The sequence below is a fragment of the Microbacterium sp. XT11 genome (assembly GCF_001513675.1).
Lineage (GTDB): Bacteria > Actinomycetota > Actinomycetes > Actinomycetales > Microbacteriaceae > Microbacterium.
This window is the reverse complement of sequence record NZ_CP013859.1, coordinates 2135448-2147574: the sequence shown is the minus strand read 5'-3', so window position 1 is coordinate 2147574 and position 12127 is coordinate 2135448. Positions and strand designations below refer to the sequence as shown.

11 protein-coding genes are annotated in these 12127 nt (G+C 71.4%); 2 read left to right on the top strand and 9 right to left on the bottom strand.

Going from position 1 to position 12127, the window contains the following annotated elements:
• Window positions 1-29: 29 nt before the first annotated feature.
• Entirely contained in the window at window positions 30-1022 is a 993-nt protein-coding gene (locus tag AB663_RS09920) for a stage II sporulation protein M (RefSeq protein WP_067198474.1), read from the bottom strand.
• Window positions 1023-1038: 16 nt separating this feature from the next.
• On the opposite strand from AB663_RS09920, the gene AB663_RS09915 reads away from it, so the two are divergent.
• Entirely contained in the window at window positions 1039-1848 is an 810-nt protein-coding gene (locus AB663_RS09915; protein WP_067198472.1) for an RDD family protein, read from the top strand.
• Between the two features lie 11 nt (window positions 1849-1859).
• On the opposite strand, the gene ahcY is transcribed toward AB663_RS09915, so the two are convergent.
• From ahcY to AB663_RS09890, 5 genes are all read right to left on the bottom strand, one after another.
• Entirely contained in the window at window positions 1860-3305 is a 1446-nt protein-coding gene (ahcY, locus tag AB663_RS09910; protein WP_067198470.1) for an adenosylhomocysteinase, read from the bottom strand.
• Window positions 3306-3339: 34 nt separating this feature from the next.
• The gene (locus tag AB663_RS09905) at window positions 3340-4554 is read right to left on the bottom strand and encodes an ABC transporter permease (RefSeq protein ID WP_067198468.1); all 1215 of its coding nucleotides are present in this window, start codon (window positions 4552-4554) and stop codon (window positions 3340-3342) included.
• Window positions 4551-5387, bottom strand: a complete 837-nt coding sequence (locus tag AB663_RS09900; RefSeq protein WP_083511197.1) for an ABC transporter ATP-binding protein — start codon at window positions 5385-5387, stop codon at window positions 4551-4553. The genes AB663_RS09905 and AB663_RS09900 overlap by 4 nt, the downstream gene beginning before the upstream one ends.
• Window positions 5384-6343 carry an efflux RND transporter periplasmic adaptor subunit gene (locus AB663_RS09895; protein ID WP_232304522.1) on the bottom strand — a complete coding sequence of 320 codons (960 nt, stop codon included), beginning with the start codon at window positions 6341-6343 and terminating at the stop codon, window positions 5384-5386. The genes AB663_RS09900 and AB663_RS09895 overlap by 4 nt, the downstream gene beginning before the upstream one ends.
• Window positions 6344-6405: 62 nt before the next feature.
• Complete coding sequence (locus tag AB663_RS09890; protein ID WP_067198466.1) at window positions 6406-6612, bottom strand: DUF3499 family protein; 207 nt, start codon at window positions 6610-6612, stop codon at window positions 6406-6408.
• A 79-nt stretch (window positions 6613-6691) separates the two neighbouring features.
• Between AB663_RS09890 and AB663_RS09885 the strand changes: the two genes are divergently transcribed.
• Window positions 6692-7120, top strand: coding sequence for a metallopeptidase family protein (locus tag AB663_RS09885; RefSeq protein WP_232304521.1), 429 nt, complete (start codon window positions 6692-6694; stop codon window positions 7118-7120).
• A 34-nt stretch (window positions 7121-7154) separates the two neighbouring features.
• Here AB663_RS09885 and AB663_RS09880 read toward each other — a convergent pair whose 3' ends face one another.
• From AB663_RS09880 to AB663_RS09870, 3 genes are all read right to left on the bottom strand, one after another.
• On the bottom strand, window positions 7155-8546 hold the full coding sequence (locus AB663_RS09880; protein WP_067198463.1) for a DUF5719 family protein: 1392 nt from the start codon (window positions 8544-8546) through the stop codon (window positions 7155-7157).
• On the bottom strand, window positions 8543-11581 hold the full coding sequence (locus tag AB663_RS09875) for a glycosyltransferase (protein WP_198147852.1): 3039 nt from the start codon (window positions 11579-11581) through the stop codon (window positions 8543-8545). Before AB663_RS09875 ends, AB663_RS09880 begins: the two co-directional genes overlap by 4 nt.
• A gap of 92 nt (window positions 11582-11673) precedes the next feature.
• The gene (locus tag AB663_RS09870) at window positions 11674-11991 is read right to left on the bottom strand and encodes a WhiB family transcriptional regulator (RefSeq protein WP_083511196.1); all 318 of its coding nucleotides are present in this window, start codon (window positions 11989-11991) and stop codon (window positions 11674-11676) included.
• Between the last annotated feature and the right edge of the window lie 136 nt (window positions 11992-12127).

Genomic DNA, 12127 nt, shown 5'->3' with positions numbered 1-12127 from the left:
TCCCCGCGCGCTCGGCGACGGCCGCGACGTCAGCCCGCGACGAGCCGCGGCGTCCCCGCCTCGTACTCCACGAGATCACCGGTCTCCCCGCGACGCGCGGCACGGCCGCCGATCACGAGCATGTAGATGAGGAACGCGGCGAGCGCTGCCGCGCCGATGCCGATCTTGACCGGCCATGGCAGCGACCATCCGGTGACGAAGCCCTCGATGAGCCCGGCCACGAACAGCGCGAAGACGAGTCCGATGGCGACGGTTGCGAGAGCCCGTCCCTCTGCGGCGAGCGACTCGGCTCTCGAGCGATCGCCCGGCGCCACCCAGGACCAGAAGAGGTGCAGGCCCGCGGCGCAGGCGACGAAGATGCACGTCAGCTCCAGCATGCCGTGCGGGAGGATGTACAGCACCATCACGTCGACGCGGTCGTGCACGGCCATGACGGCGCCGGACACACCCAGCCCCATGGCGTTCTGCACGAGCGCGTAGACAGGCCAGATCCCGGTGATCCCGAAGAGCACGCACTGCATCGCGATCCAGAAGTTGTTGAGCCACACCATCCCCATGAACACCGCAGCCGGGTTCTCGGTGTAGTACGCGGTGAAGCTCTCGTCGGCGTACTGCTCGAGATCGGCCGGCTCGCCCAGGGTCGCCACCAGTTCGGGGTTGCTCGCGATCCACGCCGCCGAGCCCACCGCGATGGCGATGAACGCCAGCGCCACGACGAGCGTGGTCCAGCGCAGCCGGTACAGCGCGGCGGGCAGCTGACGCGCGAAGAAGCGCGGGACGAGGGTGAGCACATTGTCGGACGCGCCCGTGAGCCGGAGGCGCGCCCGGACGAGGATCGTCGAGAGATAGGCGCTCTGCGGCGACTCGCCGACGGAGGTCTTGAGCTCGGCGAGATCGGCGGATGCCGCGCGGTAGCGGACGATCAGCTCGTCGACGCCTGCGCCGTCCAGCGATGCGCGGCTCAGCGTGTCGAGCCGTTCCCATTCGGCCCGGCGCGCATCGGTCAACGCATCGGCATCCACCTGATTTACTGTACTCATGTCCGCGCCGCTCGATACGACCGACGAGGTGCTCTCCGGTGAGGCCGTCGCGATCGACGTGCAGCCGGTCGGGTTCATCCTCCGCGCGGCGGGCGCCCTCATCGACATGCTCCTGAGCATCGTCGTCTTCGTGCTGTGGATCCTCCTCCGCCTCTGGCTCTCCGACCTCGGGTTGCTCGACGAGGCCACGGACAGGATCGCGTCGATCCTCGCGATGATCGTCAGCTTCGTCGTGCTCCCCCTCACCGTCGAGGTCGCGACCAAGGGCCGCAGTCTGGGCAAGCTCGCAATCGGCGGGCGCATCGTACGGATCGACGGCGGCGCGGCGGGCTTCCGGCACGCGTTCATCCGCGCCCTCGTCGGTGTGCTCGAGATCTACCTCACCGTCGGGGGCATCGCCGTGCTCGCCGGCGCCTTCTCCGCGCGCTCGCAGCGCCTGGGGGACATGGTCGCGGGGACGTACAGTCAGCGGGTGCGGACACCGAAGCTCCACTCGGCGGAACCGGTGTTGCCTCCCATGCTCGCGGAGTGGGCGCAGGTCGCAGACGTGGCCAGGCTTCCCGACCGCCTCGCACGACGGATCTCCCAGTTCCTGCAGAGTGCTCCGCGCATGGTCCCGGCCGCCCGAGCCCGGGTGGCGCAGGACCTGCTGAACGAGGTGTCCGCGTTCGTCGCACCGGTGCCTGCCGCGCCGCCCGAGGCGGTGCTCATCGGCGTGACGGTGCTCCGCCGCGAACGGGAGCGCAGGGCGCTCGAGAACGCCGACCGCCGTGCGGAACGACTGACCGGACGCCGCGTCGGCGTGTGAGCCGCGCCGCGTCAGTAGCGGTAGTGGTCGAGCTTGTACGGGCCGTCGACGGGGACGCCGATATAGGCCGCCTGCTCCGGGGTGAGCTGCGTCAGCTGCACGCCGAGGGCGTCGAGATGCAGACGTGCGACCTTCTCGTCGAGCGCCTTCGGGAGCGTGTAGACCCCGACCGGGTATGCGTCGGTGTTCGTGTAGAGCTCGAGCTGGGCGAGCACCTGGTTCGTGAACGACGCGCTCATCACGAACGACGGGTGCCCCGTGGCGTTGCCGAGGTTCATGAGGCGGCCCTCGCTCAGCACCAGCACGCTCCGGCCGTTCGGCAGACGCCACTCGTGCACCTGGGGCTTGATCTCGACCTTCTCGGCGCCGTCGAGCGATTCCAGCCCCGCCATGTCGATCTCGTTGTCGAAGTGCCCGACGTTGGCGACGATCGCGAGGTGCTTGAGCGCGAGGAGGTGCTCGGTCGTGACGACGTCGCGGTTGCCCGTGCCGGTGACCACGATGTCGACCTCGCCCGCGACATCGATGAGGCGCGCCACCTGGAACCCGTCCATGGCCGCCTGCAGCGCGCAGATCGGGTCGACCTCGCTGACGATGACGCGGGCCCCCTGCCCGCGCAGCGCCTCCGCGGCGCCCTTGCCCACGTCGCCGTAGCCGCACACGAACGCCACCTTGCCGCCGATGAGGACGTCGGTCGCCCGGTTCAGGCCGTCGGGAAGAGAGTGCCGGATGCCGTACTTGTTGTCGAACTTGCTCTTGGTGACCGAGTCGTTGACGTTGATGGCGGGGAAGAGCAGATCTCCGGATGCCGCGAGCTCGTAGAGCCGGTGCACTCCGGTCGTGGTCTCCTCGGTCACCCCGATGAGACCGGCTGCAACGCGCGTCCAGCGGTCGGGCGCGTCGGCGAGAGAGCGCCGCAGCACGTCGAGGATGACGGAGTACTCGTGTGAATCGGACTCCGCCGCGTCCGGCACGACGCCCGCCTTCTCGAATGCGACGCCCTTGTGCACCAGCAGGGTGGCGTCGCCTCCGTCGTCGAGGATGAGGTTGGGGCCGGCGAACCCGGACGACGACCAGTCGAAGATGCGGGCCGTGCAGTCCCAGTACTCCTCCAGCGTCTCGCCCTTCCAGGCGAAGACCGGGACGCCGGCAGGATCGTCCTGGGTTCCGGCCGGCCCGACGACGACCGCCGCGGCGGCCTCGTCCTGCGTGGAGAAGATGTTGCAGCTCGCCCAGCGCACCTCGGCGCCGAGTGCCGTGAGCGTCTCGATCAGCACGGCCGTCTGCACGGTCATGTGCAGCGAACCGGCGATCCGCGCGCCCTTCAGCGGCTGCGAGGAGGCGAACTCCTCCCGGAGCGCCATGAGCCCCGGCATCTCGTTCTCGGCGAGTCGCAGCTGGTGGCGGCCGGCTTCGGCGAGGGACAGATCGGCGACGCGGTACTCGAGCTCAGGCATCCCCCCATTCTTCCATCAGCGGGGTCCGTTCTCGTCAGAAGCGGATGGCGTCGATGACCTTGACCCGCAGGGCGACGAGCGCGGGGACGAACCCGGCGACCGCCCCCACCACGATCGACGCGATGAGACCGGTGAGCGCGGCGCGCATCGGGAACGGCGGGATGTCCTGGATGCCGTAGAACATCGTGGTGACCACCCACTCGGAGCGCAGCACGGCCACGACGATCGCGATGCCGATGAGGCCGGCGACGGTGGTCGCCACGAGGCTCTCGAGCAGCACCGAGACGAAGATCCGGCCTGCGGTCGCGCCGAAGGCGCGGCGCACGCCGATCTCGCGCACGCGCTGCCGCATGGCCACGAGTTGGATGTTCACGAGGCTCAGCGCACCGAGCGCCAGGATCAGTGCGGCGATGCCTCCGGTGATCATCTCGAAGGTGGCCATCGAGTCCAGGGCCCCCGGCTGCGCCGCCCAGTCGGAGCGGCTCACCGAGACGCTCTGCCCTGCGGGCAGGCCCGCGCGCAGATCCATCGCGAGTACGGGTGCGATCTCGTCGACCCTGTCCTGACCGACCCAGATCTCGTACTGCGGGTACGAGCCCTCCGGAAGCGCGTCGACGCGCGCTCGATAGGCATCGAAGAGGAGGTCGACGCGAAGCTCCTCGTCACCGTACCCCTGCTTCGGCACCACGCCGACGATCTGGTAGGTGCCGCCGGCGTCTCCCGTCATCGCCAGCGTCGGATGCTGAGCCAGCGGCACCCGGCCCAGACGCTCCCAGAGCGCCTCGGTGATCACGACAGGCGGCGCCAACGCCTCCGCATCGGCGTCGCGGAACCACCGGCCGTCGAGGAGCTTCTCGCGATGGATCTGCGAGTAGCTCGGATCGACGACGCGCGCATTGACCTGCACCACGCCGTCAGGCAGCTGCACAGGGAGCATGATGCCCTGCACGATGCGCGCGGTGTGGCTGAAGTCGAAACGCTCCGTCACGCGGCTGAAGCGGGCGCCGAAGTCGTCGACGTCAACGGGGCTGCCGTCGTCGGTGCTGATGCCGATGACCAGCGTCGCCGCACGCCCTCCCCAGCGATCGGACTGCTCGGCCTGGAACTGACGCTGGTACTCCGAGAGTGCGACCACGGCGGTGAGCGCCGCCACGGAGACGGCGATGCCGATGAGGCTGAGCAGCACGCGCAGCTTGTGCACGCGGATCTCCGCCCAGGCGTCGGCGAGGGCTCCGAGAACGGCGGTCACGAGCCCACCCCCTCTCCTGCCACCGGCACGGACGCATCTGCCGCAGCCGCGGAAGCAGCAGCCGCGGGGGCAGGAGGTGCTGCCGCGGCCGCGGAAGCAGCAGCCGCGGGGGCGGGAGATGCCAGCGTCGACGCCTCGAATGCGCGGCTGAGATCCGCGGGCGCGAGCACCCCGGCGTCGAGGCGGTAGTGCCGTCGAGCCCGGGCAGCCACATGCAGGTCGTGCGTGATCGTCACGAGCGCCGCGTCGGTCTCGGTCGCCACCTCGTCGAGCAGCGCCATGACGGCGGCCCCGGTGTCGATGTCGAGCGCACCGGTGGGCTCGTCGGCGAGGATCAGCACGGGCTTGCGCACCAGCGCCCTGGCGATCGCGACGCGCTGCTGCTCGCCGCCGGACAGCCGATCGGCGATCTGGTCGACGCGGTGCCCCAGCCCGACCCGCTCGAGCATGTCGGCGGCGATCTCCCGGCGGTTCCAGAACAGGCGACCCTTGGCATGGCCGAGCGGCATCATCACGTTGTCGAGCGCGGTGCGCCCGGGGAGCAGATTGAACTGCTGGAACACGAAGCCGACGTTGTCTCCGCGGAGGCGGTCGAGGCGGCCGGCGCGCATGCGCCGGACCTCGCGTCCCTCGAAGGCGACCGACCCGCTGGTCGGCGCATCCAGCATCCCCAGGATGTTCAGCAGCGTGGACTTGCCCGAACCGGAGCGGCCGACGATGGAGACGTGGTCGCCGGCCCCGACCTCGAGGGTGATGCCTCTGAGGATCTCGAGACGGGAGTCGTCGGCCAGCAGGACGCTCTTGGTGACGTCCTGCAGCGCGACCAGCGTCACCAGCTCATCCCGCTGTCGCACTGCACCACGCCCGGCGACACCTCGTAGCAGTTCTCCTCGACCGGGGCGACGAAACCGGGGACGAACTGCCTGATCGACTCACCTTCGTCGAGGCCGGACACGACCTCGACCATGGTCCCGTCGTTCACCCCCAGCGCGACCTCGCGCTCCTCGGGGTCGGCCCCGTCTCCGGCATCCACCCAGACCTTCCCCGACCCGGCGCCGCCCTGCACCGCCGTGACCGGGATCACGAGAGCATCCTCCACCTGCCCGAGGGCGAGATCCACCGAGGCGGGGAGACCGGCGAACACCACCTGATCGGCGGGGATGGCGCAGCGGACGCTCGCGGTCCCCTCCGCGCTCACCTGCACGCGCACTCCGGTGCACGTGAAGGGCGCCGGTCCGCCGGTGATCGTGACGGACGCCTCGGAGGGAGCGTTCACCAGCCGGTACAGCTGCACCGGCTCGACGGTCGCGAGCAGGTGGTAGCGGGCCGGGGTGAGCGTGTAGAGCTCGAGTCCGACGTTCGCGGCCTGCCCCTTGACCACGGCGATCTCCGAGACGTCACCGGCCTCGGGGGCCACGACGTCGATGTTCTTCTTCGGATCGTCCTGTGCGATCGTGAAGAGCTTCTGGCCCGCGGCGACCGTCGCGCCCTCGGTCACGTGCACAGCGGTCACCGTGCCGTTGACCTCTCCCCGCACGGGGTACGCCTCGTCCCGCGCGATGTTGCCACTGAGTGTGAGCGCGTTGACGACCGAGCCGCGCTCCACCGCGATCACGGGATCGGCGATCGACGCCTCGGGGCTCACCACAGCTTCGCTGCGATCGGGGAAGAAGGCGATCTTCACGAGCGCGGCGGCGCACGCGCCGAACACCAGGACGAGAAGGAGGGGGAAGATCCAGCGACGCCAGATGATCACGGCTGCCTTTCCGGCCGCGCCGCCCTGGCGCATCCGGAGTCAGCTTATCCAGATGTGTTTCCCGCCTGCGCACACGCCGGCGCGCGTGTCACAAGTCAGGCGCGCAGCGCCTCGTGCCGCACGACGAGCCAGCCGGCGGGCACGGAGAGCCGGTCCGCATGCGGGGCGCACAGGTCGTGCGCGTTCGGCTGACCCGACAGTCCGAGGGGTCCCAGAGCCGCCATCTGATCGCCGTAGTCGTAGGTGAGCGTGGCCACGGCCTCGCGCGCGCAGCCGACCTTCGAGCACAATCTTCCGTCCATCTCCGCCAGGCTACGACCGGGGCCGCCTCCCGAGCGGATGCCGCGCCGACGCGGCCCCGCGTCGCCGTAGACTCTGAGCATGCATCGCCGACGCGCTCCCCGCACCACCCCCGCGCCCCGTCGCGGTGCGCGCCACGGCAGGCACGGGCGCCTGGGACGCAGCGAGGTCGTCCGGCCTCCGCTCGCGCCGTTGGACGGCCGCATCGACCGCTTCGACCTCGCGGTGGGCACTGCGGTAGAGTTCCTGCGCGGCACATGGCCCGAGCTCGAGGACGTGCGGTTCGAGATCGGCGCCATGCCGGCCTTCGACTCGGGAGACGAGGTGCCGCGCTGGTACATCGACCGCGACAACGCACGCATCGTGCTGTTCCGGCTTCCGATCGAGCGGCTGCTCCCGCCGGGGCACGACGACGGCGCGCATCGCCGCATGGCCGTGGAGAGCGCGGTGTTCCGCGCCGCCGCCGAGTACGTCGGCCGGGAACCGTGGGACCTCGGTCACGATCACTGACGCCTGAGCGATCCGCTCCGCGCGGTTCACCGGCTCACGGGTAGACCGTGATGCTCTTCTCGGCACCCGCTGCCGGCCACACCGGCCAGACGGCCAGCGCACCCTCCGCGGTCATCGCCACCGCCGCATGCACGGGCCCCGAGGCGGACACGGACACGACGCTCCTCGGCTGCACCACGACCGATGCCGACGATCCGGCGGGAACGGTGACCTTCTGAGCCGTGCCGTCGCCGTCGGCCGGTGCGACGGTGACGACGGCGTCGTCGTCTTCGTCGTTCACCAGATGAAGAGCAGCGGACGGTCCGGCGGGGACCGCGACCAGCACATCATCCGCGATCTCCGGTGCCGGCAGGGCCCAGGCGAAGTCGGAACCAGGGCCGGCTCCGTCCTCCTCGCGGAAGCCTGCGAGCACGGGAAGGTCAGCGTCGACGTAGACGGTGTAGCTCCCCGGCGCGAGGTCCGCGAGCGACACCTCCAACGGCTGCCCTGCGGCGAGATCGACGGGGAATGTCGTGGCGGCGGCCGTCTGGCCGACGGCGCGCACCGTGATGAGTGCGGAGGTGTCGGCATCCGGTGAGAGCAGACGGACGATCGCCGCCGTCGAGCTGTCCCCCTCCTCCTCGAACACCTGCACGCCCGGGATCACCGGGTGCTGCTGCGGGCCGGACACGGCGTCCTGGAGGTCCACTCCGACCGGATCGAGCGTGCGCGTGAGTGACGACTGCAGCACGGCGCGCACCGGGGCGCCCGTGGCGGAGACCTTGATGACCGGCGCCGTCGCACCCGCGGCGATCGACGTCAGCGGCAGTGCCACCTGGGTGCCTGCCGGGACGATCGACGTGCTGGCGCCCCGCGTCGCGCCGAAGACCGTGAGCGTGACGGTTGCGGGCACGGCCCCCGGGTTGCTGAGCACGATGACGTCTTCGGCGCCCGTCTGCACCGAGCCTCCGACGAGCCACGACTCCGTGCGCGCCTCACGACACGGCGCCGCGGCGAAGCCGGTGAGGTCGGCGGCCCCGAGCGACAGCGACTCGGTCGCTGCGAGCAGCGGCGCGTCGCGGCCCTCGGTGACGGCGGTGAGGCGCCGCACCTGCCCGGCGCCGGGCATGTCGGGCACCTGGAGCGTCGTGGTCTCGGGCTCGCCGTCGGACTGCCCCACCGTCAGTCTCGGAGCTTCGGCCGACTGCATCTGCAAGGGCGACGCGACGTCTCGGCCGAGTGCGCGGAAGTCCCCGTTGCATACGAGCACCGTGTCGCCTGGTGGCGGAGTGACCACCGCCTGCGCGGGCTGGTGCGAGATGCCGGGCAGCGGGGCGGCGAGCGCGACGACGGTGCCCGCGACGCACGCGGCCGCGACGACCGCCCCCGTGAGCACCCGTGCGCTGGTCGCGGCGACGCGCACCGCGCGTGTGCGTGTGGCGGTCATCGGACGTCCTCCGTTCCGCTCGTCGTGTCATGGCGTGCCGCCGACGCCGGGGCCTGCGCGTCGTCACCGGCGCTCCCCGCGAGGGCAGCCTCGCCGGCGCCCGTCCCGTCTGCGCCCGTCCCGCCGCCCGTGCCGTCGGCCCCCGTGCCTTCTGCGCCCGTGCCGTCGGCGACACGATCGCGCACGATCGCCTCGTCGTCCTCGTCGTGGTGGCGCGGCAGCACGAGCGGCTCCTCCGGCGCCCTGCCGACGATGCGAGAACGGGAACGAGCCGCTCGCCGCGACGCGCGCGTCGGGATGGACAGCAGCAGGGCGGCCACCAGGATCACCAGCTGCACGGTCGACACGAGTCGGGACGTGGCGTGCTGGCCCGCGGTGAGTCCTTCGGGCTCCGCCGCCTCCTGCTCGATCCGCCAGAGAACTCCGCGATCGGTCTTGCCCGCCTGCACGAACCCGGGTCGCTGGTTCAGAGCCGTCACCGCCGACGTGCGCAGCGACCGCGCGCGGTCGCCCTCGTCGTCCGTGCCGTTCGCGAGCAGCACGTACCCGATCCCGACCTCGCCGAGACGAGCGGCGGCATCGAAGTCACGCGAAGACAGCAGGTCCACCGACAGTGTCGTGATGTCCTCGCCCTGCGGACGGGTGGCGGTGGACAGCAGCGTGGACTGAGCCCCGAGGGTCTCGCTCGCCCCCCACACGACGTCGAGCGCGAGCGCTCCGTCCGGTCGCGGAGTGAGCACGAGGGTGCCGACGGGGCGATCGGCCCTGGCCTCCGCCGCGACGTACGCCGGGAGCGTCGACTCCGGACCGTCGGTGAGTTGAGAGTACTTTCCGTGGAATGCGGCGAGTGCGGGACCGGCGCAGACCACCACGGCGACCGCAGCGATCGTCGCGCTCAGCACGCGCACCCGCGGCACCGTGAGCATGGTGTCGAGGGTGACGAGGGCGGCTCCGACGACGCCGATCCAGGCCAGGCTGAGCGCGGCGCCCGGCCAGATCGCGACCGGCGTGCCCTGGGCGAAGGAGACGGTGACGCCCACCGCGAGGAACGCCGTCGTCAGGCCGCTCACGGCCACCACGAGCAGCGTCACGCCCGCCCGCCATCGCGGTGCGACGGCCGACGCGAGGGCGAGGAGGCCGAGGGGGGCGAGCAGCATCCCTGCCCACGAGCCGATCGGGCCCCCGACGACCGTCGCCCAGTGCGCGAAGTCCGACGTCGGGAAACCGGTCGCGAGGGCCAGGCGGCCCGTCGGGTCGGCGCTCGCCTGAGGGCCGGCCCAGATGAATCCCGGATCGCCGAGCAGCGCGGCGACGCTGCCGTGGGCGAGCTGCCACACGACGAGCGGCAAGAACAGCGCGACCGCGGGCACCGGAAGCCAGAGCAGGCGCACGGCGCCGCGGAACCGTGCTCTCGCCAGCGTGATGCCGAGCGCGATCATCCAGAGCAGGAGAAGAGCGGGGGCCAGCGACGGCGCACAGGCCGTGACGGCGGCGAAGGCGAGCGAAGCCGCCCCGGCAGCGCCCCACGACCGGTGTGCGACGACCGCCGAGTGGAACAGCCACGGCAGCAGGAGGTGCACGAGCACCCCGGTCGGACGACCGTCGACGAGCGCGGTGAGGAACGTCGGGGCCAGCGCCCACACGACGCCGGCGAAGATGCGGAGCCCGGCGCGGTCGGTCACGCGCGTCGCGGCGAACCATCCGCCGAGCACCGCGAGCGGAAGGGCGAGGATCCACAGCAGCACGAGCGAGAACGACGGAGCGCCCGGCCACAGCGAGCCCAGCACAGCGATCACGCCCGCGAAGGGATCGGCCGGGCCGACCACATGCACCCCGACGCCGCGCAGGCCCCACGTCGCGTCGGCCCAGAGCGCCGCCACGGTGGTCCGCAGCGGGAGCAGTGCCCCTCCCCAGAGAACCGGCCAGGCGAGGAGCGCCGTGAACGCCGCGACGCTGACGACGAGCGCGGCCAGCACAGCCCAGGCTCCTCCGCCGGAGAAGAAGCGGAGCTCGCTCAGCGCGCCGCCCTCGCTGCCGTGACCGTCGTCGAGCCGACGACGCAGCTCGCCCCTCGTCACCCGCAGCGGCGCGATGCTGGCCCAGCTCATGGTGCGGAACGCCTTGAGTGTGCGGCGTGAGCGTGCGACGGCTCCGAATCGGGCCATCGCCGTCAGTGCGGCGCCCCACTCCGGAGCGACGGCCTCGGGCCGCTTGCCGATGAGATGCGTGATCGATCGCCACAGCGCGAGCGGAAGGAGGGAGAGCCAGTGCAGCGGCAGCGCGAACGCCGGCGCGTACGCGAGCCGGCGGTGCAGCTGAGCGGTACGCGTGGCGTATGCCCTCCTGCTCGCACCTGCCGGAAGCGCGGCCGGCCCGTCGGGCGACACCGAGACCCGTGCGGAGGGGACGAGCACCACCCGTCCCCCTCCCAGACGCGCACGGACGCCGAGGTCGAGGCCCTCGTCCGCGCCCGCGAGGGCCGGGTCGGGACGCAGCGCCTCGGTCAGCTCCGCGCGGATGAGCACGCCTCGGATATCGGAGCCGAGCGCGTCGTCACGGCCGTCGTGCTGCCCCTGGTCGAGTTCGCCCGCCGCCAGTTCGACGGGGGGGCGGAGCCGAGTCATGCTCACCCCGAGGGACGCGATCTCGCGGTCGTCGTCGGACTGCACCAGCTTGGGGGCGATGATCGCAGCGGACGGGAACCGCTCCAGCCCGCCGACGAGCCGTTCGAGCGCGCGCGGGTGCGGCGCCGTGTCATGCGCGAGCAGCCACACGGCGCTCCCCGCCTCGACGCGCGACCGTCCGAGCTCGACCGCCTCAGCGAAGGAGGTGCTCCCCCTGGCTTCGATGATCCCCTCGACGGCGCCCTTCACGGCTTCACTGTCTCGCGCAGACGCCGCGTCACCGCACACCACGAGGGTGACGGCATCCACCGGCCTCGTCTGAGAGCGCAGGGCATCCAGAGTGCGGAGCAGCTGCGCGCGGGCGGATGCTCCGGGGCGCGCGACGATGATGGCATGAACTCGGGCTGGCATGACGTGGCCAGCCTATGCGCGGCAGACCGGGCCAGAGAGCAGTGGATGCGGCGTGGCCCCGAAGCGGCTGTTCATCGCATCCGTCGGTGCGCTCAGCTGGCGCGGCGCTTGAGCTTGCGGCGCTCGCGCTCGGACAGGCCGCCCCAGATGCCGAAGCGCTCATCGTTCGCCAGGGCGTATTCCAGGCACTCGCCTCGGACGTCGCAGGCCGTGCAGATGCGCTTGGCGTCGCGGGTCGATCCGCCCTTCTCGGGGAAGAAGGCCTCCGGGTCGGTCTGCGCGCACAGTGCGTCGCTCTGCCATGCCAGCGCGTTGTCACCCTCAGGGTCGACCCTGCGCACCCCGGGGACGCCGAGGTTGATCGGATCGACGAACCAGTTCTCCGGTACGTCTGAACGGTATCCCGTCATTTCGATCCCTCCAACCCTGTTCCGCCCCCCGGCGGGCCGTGCACAACTAATTACACCCTTGTGATTCCCCTCGGTCAAGTCGCGGATCGTAAACCCTCAAGCGCCTCTTTAAGGTTCTTCGTGATGCATCGGCGTG

Excerpts from the sequence above, each read along its gene's own strand:
- AB663_RS09915 (WP_067198472.1), top strand. The coding sequence starts at position 1,039 with ATGTCCGCGCCGCTCGATACGACCGACGAGGTGCTCTCCGGTGAGGCC.
- ahcY (WP_067198470.1), bottom strand. The coding sequence starts at position 3,305 with ATGCCTGAGCTCGAGTACCGCGTCGCCGATCTGTCCCTCGCCGAAGCC.
- AB663_RS09895 (WP_232304522.1), bottom strand. The coding sequence starts at position 6,343 with ATGCGCCAGGGCGGCGCGGCCGGAAAGGCAGCCGTGATCATCTGGCGT.
- AB663_RS09890 (WP_067198466.1), bottom strand. The coding sequence starts at position 6,612 with ATGGACGGAAGATTGTGCTCGAAGGTCGGCTGCGCGCGCGAGGCCGTG.
- AB663_RS09885 (WP_232304521.1), top strand. The coding sequence starts at position 6,692 with ATGCATCGCCGACGCGCTCCCCGCACCACCCCCGCGCCCCGTCGCGGT.
- AB663_RS09880 (WP_067198463.1), bottom strand. The coding sequence starts at position 8,546 with ATGACCGCCACACGCACACGCGCGGTGCGCGTCGCCGCGACCAGCGCA.
- AB663_RS09875 (WP_198147852.1), bottom strand. The coding sequence starts at position 11,581 with ATGCCAGCCCGAGTTCATGCCATCATCGTCGCGCGCCCCGGAGCATCC.
- AB663_RS09870 (WP_083511196.1), bottom strand. The coding sequence starts at position 11,991 with ATGACGGGATACCGTTCAGACGTACCGGAGAACTGGTTCGTCGATCCG.